Here is a 17,478-nt window from a genome sequence, read left to right as displayed (position 1 = left end):
CATATTTATGCAATAAGGGAGCGATACTACATCAACCCCCTTTTTACGTACAGCATGCAAGAATAGCCCAGTACTGACCAAATATTGACCTGCAGCGCAAAACTGCCAGCCATAAAAAAGCCGCTGACAGGCAGCGGCTTTTACCGGAAAACCCCTAAAGATTATCTATACTTCGCGCAATGCCGTCGCCACCGGCAAGCGGGCGGCGCGAATGGCGGGGAAGAAGCCGCCGATAAAACCGATTACTATTGCAAATACAACACCTTGAATTAACAGGTCCGGGGTGACGGCAAAATCAAATACCACTTGGCTGAAGCTGGCAAAATTTAAGGTGGAAACGGTGTAACCATTAAATACCAGATACGCAATCAGCGCGCCGATTAGGCCGCCGATCACCGCTAGCACCAGCGATTCAACGAGTGTGGATATAGCCACCGGTGTTGAACCAAAACCAATTGCGCGCAACGTAGCAATTTCACGGGTGCGGTTGGAGACTGAGGTATACATAGTATTGACTGCGCCAAAAATTGCGCCGAGCGCCATTAAAAATGCGAGCGGGTAGCCCACCATTTTAATAAATTTACTCAGCGGTTCTGATTGCTCGGCGAGGTAATCCGCCTCGCGTTTTACATCCAGATTAAATTTTGGGTCTGCTGCGATGGCATCTTTCACTGCAGCGAAGCCATTTTTATCGTCCAACTTCGCACGCACGATTTGATAACTGTTGCCGCGGCGATAGGCATTTTGCAAAATTTTTGCATCACACCAGAGTTCAGATTCGGCCAAACCGCCGCCAGCCTCAAATGCACCGACCACTGTCCATTGATTTTGGCCAAACTTCACCACTGAACCCACGGCTAAATTGGCAAATTGTGTTTGCGCGGCCCGCCCGACAATCAATTCATTTTTGCCCGGTTCAAAATTGCGCCCTTCAATAATCTTGAACGATTCGCGCACTTCAAATGCCATAGGCTCCACACCGCGCAGAGGAGCATTGGCATTAGTGTCTTTGGTGCGCATGGGCACATCCACTATCACAAATAATTCCGGTGAGCTAAGCGGTTTGCCTTCGAGTTTGGCAATGCCGGGCAAGTTAGCGATCAGTTGGGTTTGATCATAACCCATGCCGCTACTCATCTCCGAGGTTGCGCCCGCGCGCATGAGAATTAATACATCTTCGGCACCGGCGCTCACCATAGTGCGCTGAAAACCACTGGCCATTGAGAGCACCGCAATAAACACCCCCACCACACAGGCCACACCAAAAACAGCAACAGCAGAAGTGCCCAGGCGCTGCGGTAAGTTGCGCAAATTCATTAGGGTAACAACAATAATTTGAGTAATTGCATTAAACATAATTAACGCCTCCGCAATGCTGCAACAATATTAAGCTGCAAACCTTGCAGCGCGGGAATAATGCCGGTGAGCAGGCCAAACAAAAACATCAGGCCTACACCGAACAACAGCATGGTATTGGATAGGGTTAAACCCGGCAGTGTAGCGGCCATGGATTCTGCCGCGCCGGTAATAAAAAATTTCGCCAGCATTAAGCCTGCAAGGCCGCCGATAAGCGAAATTAAAATCGCTTCTGACAACACCATAAGCATCACCGCAAAATCGGAAAAACCCAGGGTTTTTAAAATCGCCAACTCTGGAATTCGCTCGCGAAACGATTGCGCCATGGTATTGCCGGCAACCAGCAACATAGTAAAAAACACTGCACCGAGAATTAACGTAGTGATTAAACCTATATCGCCAAATTGTTTGGCAAAAGATTTAGCGAATTCTTTTTCGCTGCTGGTTTTGGTTTCGGCGGGAGAGTTGGCAAACAGCGCATCGATAGCGGCAGCCACTTGGGCAGATTGTTTTGGGTCGTTTACGCGAACAATCAACCAGCCCAAATCACCCTTGCCGTACTGACGCGCCTCATCAAAATAATCGTAATGCATGAGCATGGCACTGGTATCGGCACTTTTGCTTTTCGCCTCATAAATACCTGAAATTTCAAATTCCCATGTGGTGCTGCCCCCCTCGCGCGGAAACATACCTTTTAACGAAACCCGATCGCCAATGCTCCATTTAAAGCGATCCACCAAGGCTTTTCCGATTACCACACCAATGCGATTCTTTTTCCACGCCTGCATTTGTTCATCGGGCAAGCTGATCATTTCTTTATAAATTTCAAAATAATCTTCCGCGATAATCGGAAATTGCGGAAATTGATTTTTAGGTTCTTGATAATAACCGCCAAACCAATTGGCAGAGGTCGCTTTATCGACGCCCGCAAGTGCTTGCACCTTGGGCAGATAGGATTCAGGCAAGGGCTGGATTAAACTGATTTTATTAATGCTGACCAAGCGGTCTTCACCGGCGATTTCTGCGCCCTGATCAAATGCTGCGGCCAAACTGCGCAGTAAACCAAATAATAAAAACGCGATCATGATGGAGAGCAGGGTCAGTGTGGTGCGCATTTTTTTGCGCCCCAAATTGCTCAATAGAAATTGCAAGTAGTACATGATTAGCGTCCTCCTGCATTGCCATTGTTACTACTGCTGTTAGTAACCAGCGAGCCCTTATCCATATGCCAGGTGTGACGCGCGTGCTCAGCCGCACGCGGATCATGGGTAACCATGATGATGGTTTTTTGCTGTTGCTGATTGAGTGTTTGCAAGAGCGAGAGAATTTCATCCGCAGTCGCACGATCCAAATCACCGGTTGGTTCGTCGCATAACAACAAATCCGGGTCGCTCACCAGTGCACGCGCAATCGCGACACGCTGCTCCTGCCCGCCAGACAATTCACTGGGGTAGTGTTTGGCGCGATTGGACAAACCCACCAATTCCAATGCGGCTGCCACATGCTGCTTGCGCTGCTTGCTGGACAAATTGGTCAACAAGAGCGGCAGTTCGACATTCTTCTCGGCGGTTAATACCGGCATTAAATTGTAAAACTGGAAAATAAAACCCACGTGGCGCGCACGCCATTTGGTTAACTGCGCGGAGGACATTTGATCCAAGCGCTGGCCGCCAATCATTAATTCACCAGCACTGGGTTTATCCAAACCACCCAGTAAATTTAATAGCGTGGTTTTACCTGAACCCGAAGGTCCCATCAGCGCCAAAAAATCACCGCGATGAATATCTAAATTGAGATTCTCTAATACGCTGACTTGCTCTTTACCTTTTTTATAACGTTTACCTACTCCTTTTAATTGAACCAGCAATTCATCGGCAACCAATGTTTGGGATTCGAGCGCAGTCATAGATCCTCCAGGAAGTTAGACCAGAATTAACAGACAGTTTTAGTCGAGCAATTTTCAGCAAAAAAGTCGGCGTTATTGCAGCTCCACTTTCACGCCGTCTTTTACTTCCGGGGTGATATTGACAATAAAATCCTCACCCGGGCGCAGGCCAGTTGCGATATAAACATCGGTGCCGTAGCTTGCTTTGAGTGTCACTTTACGCAACTCGGCTACGCCATCTTTCACCACAAAAATAAATTTATCTTCCTCTTCAGAGCGCATGGCGGTAATCGGCACACGCACCCCCAGCGGCTCTTTGGCTTGTTCTTCGGCCACAGGTTCGGCATTCATAAATGCAACCTTCACCCCCATATCGGGAAGAATTCGCGCATCGCTAATTTGAAAACCAATACGCACTTTTACCGTTGCCTTTTGGCGATCTGCCGCAGGAATAATGGCGATAACTTTGGCTGGAATTTTCCAATCGGGATAAGCCTCTAACACCGCTTGCACAAATTGATCGACACGTACACGCTGGATGTAAGACTCATTAACATCGACTTCAATTTCCAGCGAGCTCATATCGACAATGGTACAAATACCGGTGCGAGTAAAACCGCCGCCCGCTGAAATGGGGGAAATCATTTCGCCCGGCTGTGAATCTTTACTGATTACTACACCGGTAAACGGTGCACGCAAGGTTAAGTCATCCAAATTTTGTTGCTGCAAGGCCAAGCGTTTTTCACTCACGGTAATATCGGCCTGCCGCGATTTTAATTGCGCACTGAGCGATTCAAAATCCGCCCGTGCTTTATCTAATACCGCTGCACTCACCAACTGGCGGCGCGCCATTTCGGTATTGCGCTCCAAATTTAATTTCGCTTCGGTTAAACGCGCTTGGGTTTCCGCCACATAGGTTTTGGCTGAATGCAATTCGGCTTTACTCAGCTCCCAGGACCTGCGCGTATTGGAATCATCTAACAGCGCAACCACCTGATCTTTTTCAACCTGCTGCCCCTCTTCAATATAAATCTCGGCAACTTTGCCCGTCACTTTTGAAGACACTGTGGCAGTGCGGCGCGCGACTACATAACCGGTGGCATCCAATACTGTGGCAGAAGAAGAATCGGGCACCGCCATGCGCGCCATTTCGACTTGTACTTTGATCGGTGCTGGGTCACTCAATAAGCTGATGCCCACTACTACAGCAGCAACAGCTGCTGCTATGCCAATCCACAGGCGAGCCTTGTGGTTGGATTCAGCTGGATGGTCGCGATTAATACGCAGTTGCGATAGGAGTTCGTCTTTATTCGTCACAATATGTCCTGTTCGTTGGCGGCTGAAGGAAAACCGATAAAGGTGTCGCGCGGCATTATCAATCAATATCCGCACCTGAGCCTAGAGGTTTTCCCAATGCCGTAATGATCCTTAGGCTGGGATATTTTTATGGCCTCAGAATAGCCCTGCAGATAGCGATATCACAGCAGCCAATGTCATGGAATCGTGGTGACATTTATCATCGGCACAATACTTACCCCCCCCTGCCCCAGCAATAACACCACAGGTGTGCTACCGCTCGTAACACCAAAACCTCAAGGAGTGTAAATGGTACACCCGCACCACCCAGGCTTATAGTTGCTTTGACTTTTTGATTTCAGCTGAGTAATCTGACGCCAACTTGATGCACTAGCATACAAGAACACAAGTCAATCACTGCACGCCTGAACGTGTCAGGGTTGACCGGTGATGCCATGCGCAACAAGTGCCCAATCATAAATTTAACAAGGTGTTGGCTATGTACAAAAAACAATCGACTGGTTACCAAGCGCCGCAGAGTCTGTTTAAAAAGTCACTGCTGGCAATGTGCATCATTGCACTGCAATCTCCCGCTTACGCGCAACAAGAAGCAACTAAAAAAGACGATACTGTTGAAGAGGTCGTCGTGACCGGTATGCGCCAGAATTTGCAAAATGCGCAGGCGTTAAAGCGCAATGCCGATACGTTTGTCGACTCGATTACCGCCAAAGACATAGGCTCCCTACCCGACCGCAGTGTATTGGAAGCTATGCAGCGCTTACCCGGCGTATCGATTGAGCGTTTTGCGGCAGCTAATGACCCAGACCATTTTTCGGTAGAAGGCTCAGGTGCCGTAATTCGCGGCATGAGCGCTACCCGCTCTGAATTCAACGGGCGCGATTCTTTTACCGCCGACTCTGGCCGCGGCCTGTCCTTTCAGGACGTACCGCCGGAGTTGATGTCCGGCGTGGACATTTACAAGAACCAGTCTGCCGATATGATCGAAGGTGGTATTGGCGGCACGGTAAGCTTGCGTACACGCAAGCCTTTTGATCAAGCTGACCGCATGCTCGCATTTACCGCTGACGGCACCTGGGGTGACATAGCCCAAGAGTGGAAACCATCGTTCTCTGGCATGTTCAGCGACCGCTGGGACACCAGTGCCGGTGAGTTTGGCTTTCTGATTAATATGGCAAGCTCTGAATTAGTCGGTGTATCTCACGGCATTCAATCTGACGTGTACAAGAAATACGATGCTGCCAATATCAAGGGGGCAGAAGCCTTTGCAGGCAGCGATGGCAAGGGCACAGTGTGGATGCCGCAAGGCGCCAATCTGATGATGAAAGAAGACCAGCGCGACCGCGAAGGGCTCGCGACCTCTTTCCAATGGAAAGATAACGACGACACCTACCTGCTTACTGCAGAGTACATTCGCTCTGATGCCTCGCTCAACTGGTGGGAAAACGCGCTGAAATATCAAGGCGGCTACAAAAATTCGGACCGCAACACTCGCCCCTACGGCGATACCAGCTTCTCATTCAATGAGGATGGGCTGTTCCAATCTGGTTTTATGTCCCACGGCAACGGCGCCTGGCGCGCAACCAGCCAATTGGGCTTCCCCCGCGCCGATGGCAGCTATGAAGCTAACACGCGCTACCCCAACCCCTACAGTGGTATGCCTACCTCTCCCGGCGGTATTGGTGGCGCAGCAAAATTTGGCCATAAATTCCAGTTGGATACCCGCGGCCAATCCACCAACACCTTGGTAGAAGATTTCAATATCAACTTCAAGTGGACGCCAGATGACGCATGGACTATCGATTTCGACCTGCAACACATTCAGGCTGAAACCAAAGTGGACGACCTGGTCTTACACTTGGGGGTAGCCGCACTGCAGAAGTATGACTTGAGCGGTGGCACTCCACACTTGACGCTGATCAACCCCTGGAATGGCATCCGCGATGCCAACCCAACCAATTACAACAATGGTGTTGTCCGCCCCGGCTGGACCGGTGACCCGGCGGGCGACAGCAACTACTTTAGCGATATCACCAGCTATTGGTACCGCTCCGCGATGGATCACTATGAGCGCTCAGACGGCGACTCAGATGCAATCCGGATTGATGTAAAACACGAGTTTGACGATGCCGGACTGCTCAAAAGCGTCAAAGGGGGCTACCGTTTTGCCAAACGCGACCAAACCGTACGCTCTACCAGCTATGGCTGGGGTTCTATCGCCCCGGAATGGAGCGCAGGCACCCTCTACCTCGACCACGTACCGGAGCAATCCAACTACTACAGTCAGGTTGACTGGTCCAACTTCCATCGCGGTGGTGCACTGGATATCGAAGGCGGCAATTCACTCTACTTCATCAACCGCGATGTAGTGGCAAGATTGCGCAGCAATCCTGACTGCGCCGCTACCAGCTACCGCGAATCCCCCGGCGGCAGTTTCAGACCCTATAGCTGCCGCGACGGCGTGGACAGCCAATACGGCATATTCCTGCCCAATGAAATCACCAATACCGTCGAGACTAACAATGCGGCTTATGTCCGTGTCGATTTCGGCTCGGATGACACCCAATACCGCTACAGCGGCAATCTGGGCGTGCGCTACGTAGAGTTGGAGCGTGAATCTACTGGCTTTATCCGCTCAGCCGAACTGGATAAAAACCTGACCGCAGCGGAAGCTATCCCTGCCGGTTTACCGAGTGTGCTCAATGGTGCGGCAGTGCTGGCTTATGCCGACCAAAAGATCGCCGCTGGCCAGTATGTGGATTACATCGACTTCTACGCCAAAAACAGATGGGCCAACGCCGAGTGGAATTATCTGCCAGAAGCTGATCGTCGCTACGGTATGACCGGGGCAGACTGGAGCACCGCTACCGATACTTATGACGCCTTCCTACCCAGCTTTAACATTAAAGTTGAGCTGACCGATGACCTGATCAGCCGTTTCGCGGTATCAAAAGCCATTGCCCTGCCGGACATGAGCTTGGTGCGCAACAACATTAGTATGTCCACCAATGGCTACGAAAGCGTTAAAAAAGAGCTGATTTTGAACGAGCGCAATCCGGACGGCAGTATTGTAATTGACCCCGCCACCGGCGAAGCCGCCAAAACCAAGCTGAGCTATGTTGACTCAACACGCATCAACGATTGGACAGGCTCAGGTGGCAACACCTACCTCAAGCCGATGGAGTCAACGCAATACGACTTGTCGCTGGAGTGGTACTTCAACAATGCCGGCTCGCTGACCACCACCCTGTTTTACAAAGATCTGTCTAACTTCTTTGTTCACGGTGCCAGCCGCCAAGCAATTGCACATCCGGTTAACACCAGCGAAATCCGCGCAGTTGATGTGGTATCTACCCGCAACGGCGGCGACGGCACCATGCAGGGCATCGAATTCGCCTACCAGCAATTCTTCGACTTTCTGCCTGCGCCGTTCGATGGCTTAGGCATTCAGGCCAACTACTCTTTCATCGATGCATCCGGTGTACCGAATAACGAAGAAGACTACGAGAACGCCTCCTGGGCTCAAGCAGGCAGCGAAACCGATACAGGTGCTCGGGTAAACCTGACATCAGTGCCCCTGCAAGGCCAATCCAAGCACACAGCTAACCTTGTGTTGATGTATGAAAAAGATGGCTGGTCAACCCGCCTCGCATACAACTGGCGCTCCAAGTACTTGTTGACCACACGCGATGTGATCTCCAAGTACCCGCTTTGGAACGACGATGCAGGCTTCCTTGACGGCTCGGTATTCTACAAGTTTAACGACAACATCAGTGTAGGCCTGCAAGCAACCAACCTGCTGGATACCGAATCCAAAACCATCATGATTTTGGATGACAACAACACCCAAGCAGGTCGCAGCTGGTTTATCCAGGATCGCCGTGTCTCAGCGGTAGTGCGCGCAACCTTCTAAAATAAACACCCACTGTCAAAGGTGGGTTAACAAGCATAAAGCCCCGCCCTTTTGTGTGAAAGAGCGGGGCTATTTATTAACGCTCAATTAAAACGTTTTTTTAGCGGCGCCAAAGCATAAAATAGAATCCAACAAAACCAGGAAAGAGCCAGACAGGCAAAAATCCAAATCAGTTTTTCATCTTTATCTACTTTGGATGATCTGGCTATATCAATAATTGGCAGCAACCAAACCAACACCGCCACCAGTAAGATACCCAATTGTAAGCTACTCATCGTTTCTTGCTCCTTGAGAAGTAATTAAAACTCTATTTTAACGATAACTTAAAAATAGTACGGGTTTTATATTCCTCACCCGGGCGCAATACTATCGACGGAAATTGCGCTTGGTTGATGGAATCGGGCGCGTGTTGTGGCTCCAAACAAAACCCGCTGCGTCTTTGATAGGTAATACCTTTACCGGTTAAGGTGCCATCTAAAAAGTTACCGCAATAAAATTGTACGCCCGGTTCTTCAGTAAACACTTCCAGTACACGGCCAGTCGTATTTTCTTCAACACGCGCGGCAAGCGTTATCGCTTTGTACGCTTTTTGATTGATTAAAAAATTGTGGTCGTAACCAAAACCGTTGTTAATCTGCTCGTGCTCGGTATTAATTAATTCACCTATGGCGCGCGGACTGCGGAAATCAAACGGTGTACTGGCGACGGGCATGGGTTCGCCCACCGGAATTTGAGCCTCGTTAACTGCATTGATGTGATCCGCAAAAATGTGCATCTGGTGATTAAGAATATCGCCATTGCCAATTCCAGCAAGATTAAAATAAGTGTGTTGGGTCAAATTAACCGGGGTGGCTTTGTCGGTAGTGGCGAAATAATCCACGACGATTTCATCATCATGAGTGAATTGATAGGTGACTGTCACATCCAGATTACCAGGAAAACCTTGGTCGCCATCTTCGCTCAATAAATGCAATGTCAAAATGGGGCCATTTGTATCTTCTGCTGTAGTTGCGCTCCAGATTTTTTTATCAAAACCGATGGGGCCGCCGTGTAAATTGTTGCTGCCGTTGTTTGCGGCAAGCGAATAGGTTTCACCATCCAGAGTAAATTGTGCGTTGGCGATGCGGTTGCCCACCCGGCCAATCAGCGCACCAAAATAAGGGCCGACCTCCAGATAAGGTTCGAGGGTATCAAAACCTAATACCACATCGGCAAGCACACCGTTTTTATCGCGCATGTGCCACTCGGTGATGATGCCACCGAGGGTAATAATTTTTATGCTGCTGCCCTGCTTGTTGGTCAAGGTGAATTCGGTTACCGCTTCACCTGCTGGCGTGGTACCGAATAATTTTTGGGTAATTGCCGTGGTAGTTGTCATTAAAAATATGCTCTTAGATTCTGTTTACTTTGGTAAAAATTGGATCATTGCGCGTCCGATTTATTCTGCCCAAAATCCGGAAAACCTTCGCTGCTCCAATTGAGGCGGCGAATATAGGTGTGACGATTCGGATCGGTAAGCGGCGTGCCCTGTAATGCTAAATAGTCGCGCGCATGATATACCATAATGTCGCTGTGACCATCATCTGCCAGCGTGAAACTATTGTGGCCCGGGCCGTAGCGCTGTAGCGTTTCATTGCTGGCAAATACCGGCTCAGGCAATTTGTGCCATGAGGATGCAGCGAGTAAATCGCTATCGGCGTCGGCCCATAACAAGCCCATCGCGTAACGATGATCGGTCGCGCTCGCGGAATAGCTGATAAAAATTTTACCGTTGCGCACAATCACCGCCGCACCTTCATTGACTTTGTATCCCTGAATTTCCCAATCCAATTGCGGGCGGGAAATCTCCACTTCTACTTCACCTAGTTGCGTGGGTGAAATTAATTTGGCGATATATAACGCAGAATTTAATTTCTCTTCGGGATCTTTTTGCGCCCACACCAAATAGCGCTGGCCATTGTGTTCAAAACTGGTGGCGTCAAGCGCAAAGGAATCGCGCGCGGTTTTAACTCGCCCCAATTCTTGCCATTCACCGGTTAATGGATCGGCCGACTCATTAGCCAACACATACATACGAATCAACCAGGGTTGTTCTGCATCGCCCGCGGCAAAATAGATGTACCAGGTATTGTTGAAATAATGTAATTCAGGTGCCCAGATATTAGCGCCCATCGCACCACTGTTGTGTTTACGCCAAACCGTTGTTGCGTCTGCGGATTTTAATTCGGCCAGTGAATTGGCCGCACGCATTTCAATGCGATCAAACTCCGGTGCTGTGGCGATAAAGTAATAACGGCCTGCAGGCGTGCGATGAATAAAAGGGTCGGCGCGCTGCGGGATAAATATTTCAGGCGCTGCTGCTGCAACACGGTCGCGCTCATCGGGCATATCGCGGCAAGTTGCCACACAGGCCGATAAGTTGCACAGGACCAAGGCAATCGCTAACACCAACCCAGATCTTACAACACACTTCATGGCACACTCCTCAGCCTAAATCCGCACCGGCGAACTTAACCCTAGTTAACTATTATTCTCGATGAATTAATATTATATTACATATTCTAAGAATTAGACCAAGAGAACTTACCATGTCTTTACACAACCTCATCAACACTAGCCTGCGCTTGATCAGCTTGAGCGCCCTGCTCTGCCTCACCAGTTTTTCCCAAGCCAAACAAGTGGATGTACACGACCCGGTCATGGCGCGCGAAGGCGACACCTGGTACTTATTTAGCACCGGCCCCGGCATCACCATTTATAGTTCCAAAGATCGGGTGAATTGGACTTTCTCTGATCGCGCCTTTGCCACCGAACCAACCTGGGCAAAATCAGTCGCACCCGGTTTTAACGGTCACCTCTGGGCGCCAGATATTATCCAGCACAACAACCAATTTTATTTGTATTACTCCGTTTCCACGTTTGGTAAAAACACCTCGGCGATTGGCGTGACAGTGAATAAAACCTTGAACCCTAAATCACCGGATTATCGCTGGGAAGATAAAGGCATAGTGATTCAATCGGTATCCCAGCGCGATATGTGGAACGCGATTGATCCGGCAATTGTTGTGGATGACCAGAATCAAGCCTGGATGAGTTTTGGCTCTTTCTGGAGCGGACTAAAAATAGTCAAACTCAATGATGACTTAACCCGCCCCGCTGAACCGCAAGAATGGCACAGCATTGCCGCACGCGATCAAGTACCGGCAAACACCGGCAGCGATGCGGGCGCCGGTGAAATTGAAGCGCCGTTTATTTTCAAAAAAGGCGCCTACTATTATTTATTTGCCTCTTGGGGATTGTGCTGTAAGGGCGCTAACTCGACTTATCATTTGGTCGTCGGCCGCTCCAAAAACGCAACTGGCCCTTACCTCGATAAAACCGGCAAAGATATGAATGAAGGCGGCGGCAGCTTGTTGCTCAAAGGCAATAAAAACTGGGTCGGCCTCGGCCACAACAGCGCATACACCTGGAATGACAAAGACTATTTAGTGCTGCACGCCTATGAAACTGCCGACAAATATTTGCAGAAGTTGAAAATACTCAATATCACATGGGATAAAGAAGGCTGGCCGATAGTAGACGAAAAGGAACTTGATACCTATAAAAGTAAGCGATTGAAATAAATGGGGCACGGAGAATAAAGAATCGCGCGAGCGATTCTTTATTCGCGCAATAGCCTCACACCATAAATTCCGCCCGCAATCGAACCTGGCGCCGCGACAAACTTCAGTGTGTATTTTCCCTTGGCTTTTTCAACCAGTGCTGCCGGAATGGCATAATCCACCGCAAAAAACTCTTGTGCATTGCCAGTAGATTCGACTTTGGCAATCACTTCGCCATTTAATTGAATTTCAAATGCTCTACCAGCATCGATACCGGCATATGTAATTTGTAAAATTTTTGTTTCCCTCAGCTTGTCATTCAACTCATAACTAAACCACGCGCGAGTGTGACGCCAGTGACGGCCATTGTATAAACCCGCTTCACTTTGTTCACCTTGGTAAAAATGATCTGACTCCGGTTGTTGTTCACCGGGGGCAACTTGATCGATAGTTTTTACTTGCAAATCCAAACGCGCCTTTTCATCTGCCGCCGCTTTTGCTCGCGCTTTTTCTACATCGGCAGCGGTGGTGTACGGCCAATAAATACTGTAGCGCGACTCGTGCAAACGGAAGAAAGGGATCAGTTCGACATGCGCCATTTGTTTACCGTTGATTAAACCCGAGGCATCAAAGGTCAAAGGTTTGCCTGCAACTGGTTTTAATTTTTGGATAAAGTCTTGTGAGTTGCCCAATAAAAACGGCGCTGCTTCTAGCGGGCACATTTGGCCGCTGGCGATATGCCCCATGCGTGAACCATCCGCAAAGTAATTAATCTTTTCCGCCGCAAACGGCTGGGTTTTGGCAGCAAGCACAATCGGCCCATGCAAAATGGCATAGTAATTGGACCCGTCCGGCATTTCTTCCAGGGTCGAACGCATCGGCAAGGTCAGCTCAACCTTGTCGCCTTTTTTCCAGTGGCGTTCAAGCGCGATAAATTCGCCCGGTTGTTGGGTAACGCCTTCTTTCTTACCATTAATGCTAAGCGATAGTTTTCCTGCTTCTACCCACCCAGGGTAACGCAACTGCAAACGGAAACGCGCGGATTTATCGATAGTGATCGACGTAGTTTCTGCATCCGGAAAAAGTGTATTTTGGGTAATCTTAATGCCCTGCTCTTTCCACTCCATGTGCGATGGAATAAATAAATTGATAAAAACTTTCGGCAACTTTTTTGATTTTTTATCGCGCGCGTAAATAAATTCAGCGTATTTGGAATGGCTTTCCAAACCTGAGCCAACACAGCACCACATGCCGTCGTGCACTTGCGAGTACACACGGTAGTGATTGGGGCGCATGGGCGTGAAATAAACAAAGCCGCCCGTGGTAGGATTTTGCGAAGCGAGAATATGGTTGTAGAGCGCGCGCTCGTAGTAATCCACGTACTTCATTGCTGGATTAGATTTCTCTCCCGCTGAGAGATACAACATCTCAGTCAGCTTGAGCATATTGTAAGTGTTGCAGGTTTCCGGTCCCTCCACTTCATTGATCATGGGCGTGAAATCAGCGGTATCGTGAAAGTGTTCTTTTACACTGTTGCCGCCAATTGCCACTGTGCGTTTATCTATAACAGTTTGCCAAAAAAACTCAGCGGCGTTCTTCCACTCTTTATTGTTAGTTGCATCACCGTAGTGTTTAAAACCAATCACTTTGGGAATCTGGGTATTGGCGTGTAAACCAGTAAGCTGATCTTGAGATTTTTCCAAGGGCTGCAAAATGGCCTGCTGGGAAAAGGATTCCGCAAGTTTAAGATATTTTTTATCGCCAGTAATTTTTGCTACATCGACAAACACTTCGTTCATGCCGCCATGCTCAGTGCGCAGCATGGTTTGCATTTGTTCAGGTGACAGATTCTTGGTTAAATCGATTGCCCAGTCGGACAATTTGACCAGCATTTTTTTTGCGTCTTTATTGTCTGCATACCAATAGGCATCGCGCAGACCAGCGTAAATCTTGTGGATATTGTACCAAGGCACCCAGCGCTCGTTGGTGGAAAAGTTGTCTGCACGAATATCGCCCTTAGCAATTTCGTCCCACATCTTTTTACTGTCAGGAATGCCGCCGATATAACCTGTGCCTATTTTTTCCTGACATTTTTTTAATTCGCCTACAACGTAATTCAACCGCTGCAATACCGCTTTATCGCCTGTTGAGGCATACATCAATGCGAGGGCCGACACATAGTGGCCGCCCATATGGCCATCCAACCCGGTGGATTCCCAATTGCCGTAAGTCTCTTTAAACGGCAAACCGGCTTCGCGGCGAAAGGGCGCGAGAAGTTTTTCAACGTCCAGCGCCATTAAATACACTTTATTGGTATTTTGCGCGTGTAAAAAAGGGCTATCGAGTAATTGCACATTGCGCAGAGGAACCAACTCCAGAGCAGTCAAGCCATTACCAAACCCCAAACTCAGGATGAGAAATATGTATTTGATTAATCGATTCATGACTACTCCTTAACAGTTTTTTGCATGCACAGCACTAAAAAAGGCAGCTGTTTTAAGCTGCCTTTTTCTGTGAATCAACCCAATTCAGCTTAATTAAAAGGTCAAACGTGCTCCAATAGCGAAAGTACGGCTGTAAAGCGATGAACCAAAGTTATTGGTCGTTTCTCCATTTTCACCGTAGTAACTTTGATAAATCTCTTCAGTCAGATTGGTGCCGTCAAAGGTTAATGAAAGATTGTCATTCACCGCGTAGCTAATTTGCAGATCCATACTGGCTTCTGGTTTTCTCCACATTTCTAACGGATTTGCAAACAACGCAGCTTCGTAGTTATTCAGGAATTCACTGCGCCAGGCATAGGACAAGCGCATCCCCAAATCACCTTTATCATAGGCTAGAACGACGCTGTAAGATTCATCTGACACACCAAATAAATCCGTTTCTTTTACTTCGGTAATCACACCAGTAGAATCGGTAATGGGTGTTGATTGCGATGAATTCAATGCGGTATAGCTCGCTTGAATACCAAAGCCATCTAACACACCTGGCAGATTTTCCGGGAACCAAACTGCGCCCAACTCCAAGCCGGTCAACTCACCATTGGATGCATTAAAGGGTTGGCTAAGGACATAGGTTCCCACTTCGCCTGTTGGGGTTTCGTGCTGAACTTGACGGCGAAAATCAATCACAAAACCTTCAATTTCGCGTTTGAATAATGTTCCGTACAAAGAACTTGCGTCGGCAAAATACCACTCCAACGAGAAGTCATAGTTTTGCGACTCGGTAGGCTTTAAATCCGGGTTTCCACCACCGGCAGTACCATAGCCAATACCGGTAACATCTTCGTTATACACAATGCGCGAGTTTAATGAAGCAAAGCCCGGGCGACGTAAAGTTTCGGTGTAAGCCAAACGAGCATACAGGTCATCTGTCAACGCGTAGCGAAGCGATAGGCTGGGCAATACTTTAGTGGTGCTCGCCGAATCTTTGTAAACATCTTTATTTGCAGAGGCAGTATCGGTGAACTCCATATCGGTATCTGAACTGGTGTAACGCAGACCAATTTCACCATCCAATTTTCTGCCAGCTATTTCAGTCTCATATTGTGTAGTCATGTAGGCAGATGCCGTTAACTCATCAATATTAAAACTTTCAACCAGCGCTAATTTTTGTAAGTTATACACTGCGCGCATATCATCGGCATTTGCACGCAAGTAATGGCCGTCGGCCACTGCCCATGTCGTTGGCACATTGGCATTACCGTCAAAAAAACCATTGTTAATGTAAGTTAACTCTTCAGTAATAGTCACATTAGGATTAAAGCCGTCCTGACGACTGAAAGATTCCGCTGCAGTGCGCTGATCGATACGCACACCGACATTAAACTGTTTGAAAAAACCTGAATCGGTGTCATAGGTAGCATCGGTGGTAAAAGTAACTGCATCACCGGTATTTTTATTGGCGTTGTCATACAGCTGTGCGGTTCTCCAATTGGCCACATCCGCAACGTCCGCCTCGTTAAGCTCCACCGTTTCTGGATTATCGATAAAGCTAAATGCTGGAATTCCGCCGCCCGCATTGAAATCAACATTCAAACCATAGCGAGCATTTTCAAAACGCGCGGCGATAAAATCGGATTCAAAGGTGCTGTCTTGATAAACAACTTCTGATTTCACTTTGAAGTTATCGGTCAACTCCCAATCACCACCCAGCGCATAGACAAAGCTATCGGTCTTGCCGGTAGCCAAATCGCCACTGGTGAATGACCAGTTATTTTTTACGCTGCGCGATTTAACAATATTGGTGCCTGGAAACAACTTGACGTTTGCATCGGCCGCTGCTGTCGGACTGTCAGCATAAGATCCCCACCAATCAGCAAAGGAAAATAGCAGTGAGTTGAAGGATTCATTGCGATAGCCATTATAGAAAGCTTCAAAGGTATATTCGGAGGTATCGTTGGGTGCAAATTGCAAAGACACATTGGCGGCCGAACGCTCACGCTTGCCGGTAAAATCGCTCGCGAAAATAGCATCGCGACCGAGGATATATTCCATTGGTTGGCCGTTAACATTTAATGTGGAACCAGAGGCAGTTGGCAAACCGTTGAGCAAACCGGGAGTCCAGATCGGATTCTCAGCAACACCACCTTTGTCGAGAAAAACACGTTCGTAATTACCAAAAGGAGCGACTGGGTTGTCTGTGGCAAATGGAACCATCGCACCGGCAGTAATACTTTGATCGCGATAATTAGTTTCTGCGTAAGACAAATTTACCAACGCACCAAATTCGCCTGAGCCTGTTTCCCAACGGTTGCTCGCAAGGCCACTGATATTAGGATCAATTTCGTCAGCCTGTTCTTGATTGATCGCGCGCGCCGCTACTACAACTTTTGCCCCGGAAAAATCAAAGGGGCGCTGGGTTTTAATATCTACCGAACCGGCAATACCATTTTCAATTTGCGACGCTGAACGGGTTTTATAAACATCAACTTGTTTGATTAAACTGGCGGGCACATCTTGCAATGCAACCGCCAAACCTGAAGCGGTAAAAATATTACGACCATTGATTGTTGTGTTTATATCGGTCAACCCGCGAATGGAAATGCCGGTGACTTCACCTGATCCACGGTTGGTAACTTGCACACCGGTGATACGCTGCATAGATTCAATAACGTTGTTGTCGGGGAACTTGCCGATATCTTCCGCAACGATCGCATCGACGATTTGAGAATTGTTGCGCTTCACGTCCAAGGCTTTGGTCAAACTACTGCGAATACCCGTTACTACAACTTCTTCGATTTGTTCGCCTTCCGGCGCGGCGGCAACATAGGCACTGCCCAATGCAGCGACCATTGCGATGGAAAGACTGAGTGTTTTTTTCTGGAACATGTGTGATCTCCCGTGTGCGACCGACTCCTGAATGCGATTCAATTCGCGGAGGCAATCGTTATTATTAAATTGCACATT

Annotated in this window: 11 protein-coding genes; 2 read left to right on the top strand and 9 right to left on the bottom strand. The window is 48.4% G+C overall.

Features of this window, described 5'->3' with window-relative positions; all coding sequences use genetic code 11:
* Nucleotides 1-165: 165 nt before the first annotated feature.
* The 4 genes from AWU77_RS11980 to AWU77_RS11965 form a co-directional block, all read right to left on the bottom strand.
* Nucleotides 166-1,356: an ABC transporter permease gene (locus AWU77_RS11980; RefSeq protein ID WP_062063690.1), complete on the bottom strand. Its 1,191-nt coding sequence runs from the start codon at nucleotides 1,354-1,356 to the stop codon at nucleotides 166-168.
* A 2-nt stretch (nucleotides 1,357-1,358) separates the two neighbouring features.
* Nucleotides 1,359-2,516 (bottom strand): ABC transporter permease, encoded by a 1,158-nt coding sequence (locus AWU77_RS11975; RefSeq protein WP_062063688.1) that lies wholly within the window; start codon nucleotides 2,514-2,516, stop codon nucleotides 1,359-1,361.
* Between the two features lie 2 nt (nucleotides 2,517-2,518).
* The gene (locus tag AWU77_RS11970) at nucleotides 2,519-3,262 is read right to left on the bottom strand and encodes an ABC transporter ATP-binding protein (protein ID WP_062063685.1); all 744 of its coding nucleotides are present in this window, start codon (nucleotides 3,260-3,262) and stop codon (nucleotides 2,519-2,521) included.
* Between the two features lie 72 nt (nucleotides 3,263-3,334).
* On the bottom strand, nucleotides 3,335-4,558 hold the full coding sequence (locus tag AWU77_RS11965; protein WP_062063683.1) for an efflux RND transporter periplasmic adaptor subunit: 1,224 nt from the start codon (nucleotides 4,556-4,558) through the stop codon (nucleotides 3,335-3,337).
* A 478-nt stretch (nucleotides 4,559-5,036) separates the two neighbouring features.
* On the opposite strand from AWU77_RS11965, the gene AWU77_RS11960 reads away from it, so the two are divergent.
* The gene (locus tag AWU77_RS11960; RefSeq protein ID WP_084618322.1) at nucleotides 5,037-8,468 is read left to right on the top strand and encodes a TonB-dependent receptor; all 3,432 of its coding nucleotides are present in this window, start codon (nucleotides 5,037-5,039) and stop codon (nucleotides 8,466-8,468) included.
* Nucleotides 8,469-8,551: 83 nt separating this feature from the next.
* Here AWU77_RS11960 and AWU77_RS11955 read toward each other — a convergent pair whose 3' ends face one another.
* The 3 genes from AWU77_RS11955 to AWU77_RS11945 are packed head-to-tail and all read right to left on the bottom strand — an operon-like array spanning nucleotide 8,552 to nucleotide 10,943.
* Entirely contained in the window at nucleotides 8,552-8,743 is a 192-nt protein-coding gene (locus AWU77_RS11955) for a hypothetical protein (RefSeq protein ID WP_062063682.1), read from the bottom strand.
* 32 nt (nucleotides 8,744-8,775) lie between these two features.
* Nucleotides 8,776-9,846, bottom strand: a complete 1,071-nt coding sequence (locus tag AWU77_RS11950; protein WP_062063680.1) for an aldose epimerase family protein — start codon at nucleotides 9,844-9,846, stop codon at nucleotides 8,776-8,778.
* 44 nt (nucleotides 9,847-9,890) lie between these two features.
* On the bottom strand, nucleotides 9,891-10,943 hold the full coding sequence (locus AWU77_RS11945) for a family 43 glycosylhydrolase (protein ID WP_062063678.1): 1,053 nt from the start codon (nucleotides 10,941-10,943) through the stop codon (nucleotides 9,891-9,893).
* 113 nt (nucleotides 10,944-11,056) lie between these two features.
* On the opposite strand from AWU77_RS11945, the gene AWU77_RS11940 reads away from it, so the two are divergent.
* A complete protein-coding gene (locus AWU77_RS11940; RefSeq protein ID WP_062063676.1) occupies nucleotides 11,057-12,091 on the top strand; it encodes an arabinan endo-1,5-alpha-L-arabinosidase in 1,035 nt (344 codons plus the stop codon).
* 38 nt (nucleotides 12,092-12,129) lie between these two features.
* Here AWU77_RS11940 and AWU77_RS11935 read toward each other — a convergent pair whose 3' ends face one another.
* Together AWU77_RS11935 and AWU77_RS11930 are read right to left on the bottom strand one after the other, a co-directional pair.
* A complete protein-coding gene (locus tag AWU77_RS11935) occupies nucleotides 12,130-14,514 on the bottom strand; it encodes a glycoside hydrolase family 127 protein (RefSeq protein WP_062063675.1) in 2,385 nt (794 codons plus the stop codon).
* 93 nt (nucleotides 14,515-14,607) lie between these two features.
* Nucleotides 14,608-17,400, bottom strand: coding sequence for a TonB-dependent receptor (locus AWU77_RS11930; RefSeq protein WP_062063673.1), 2,793 nt, complete (start codon nucleotides 17,398-17,400; stop codon nucleotides 14,608-14,610).
* Between the last annotated feature and the right edge of the window lie 78 nt (nucleotides 17,401-17,478).

Source organism: Cellvibrio sp. OA-2007 (assembly GCF_000953825.1).
GTDB lineage: Bacteria > Pseudomonadota > Gammaproteobacteria > Pseudomonadales > Cellvibrionaceae > Cellvibrio.
This window is presented reverse-complemented; position numbering and strand designations above follow the sequence as displayed.

What these genes read in the sequence shown, in the direction of transcription:
- AWU77_RS11980 (WP_062063690.1), bottom strand. Translation starts at nt 1,356, where the DNA reads ATGTTTAATGCAATTACTCAAATTATTGTTGTTACCCTAATGAATTTG.
- AWU77_RS11975 (WP_062063688.1), bottom strand. Translation starts at nt 2,516, where the DNA reads ATGTACTACTTGCAATTTCTATTGAGCAATTTGGGGCGCAAAAAAATG.
- AWU77_RS11970 (WP_062063685.1), bottom strand. Translation starts at nt 3,262, where the DNA reads ATGACTGCGCTCGAATCCCAAACATTGGTTGCCGATGAATTGCTGGTT.
- AWU77_RS11960 (WP_084618322.1), top strand. Translation starts at nt 5,037, where the DNA reads ATGTACAAAAAACAATCGACTGGTTACCAAGCGCCGCAGAGTCTGTTT.
- AWU77_RS11955 (WP_062063682.1), bottom strand. Translation starts at nt 8,743, where the DNA reads ATGAGTAGCTTACAATTGGGTATCTTACTGGTGGCGGTGTTGGTTTGG.
- AWU77_RS11950 (WP_062063680.1), bottom strand. Translation starts at nt 9,846, where the DNA reads ATGACAACTACCACGGCAATTACCCAAAAATTATTCGGTACCACGCCA.
- AWU77_RS11945 (WP_062063678.1), bottom strand. Translation starts at nt 10,943, where the DNA reads ATGAAGTGTGTTGTAAGATCTGGGTTGGTGTTAGCGATTGCCTTGGTC.
- AWU77_RS11940 (WP_062063676.1), top strand. Translation starts at nt 11,057, where the DNA reads ATGTCTTTACACAACCTCATCAACACTAGCCTGCGCTTGATCAGCTTG.
- AWU77_RS11935 (WP_062063675.1), bottom strand. Translation starts at nt 14,514, where the DNA reads ATGAATCGATTAATCAAATACATATTTCTCATCCTGAGTTTGGGGTTT.
- AWU77_RS11930 (WP_062063673.1), bottom strand. Translation starts at nt 17,400, where the DNA reads ATGTTCCAGAAAAAAACACTCAGTCTTTCCATCGCAATGGTCGCTGCA.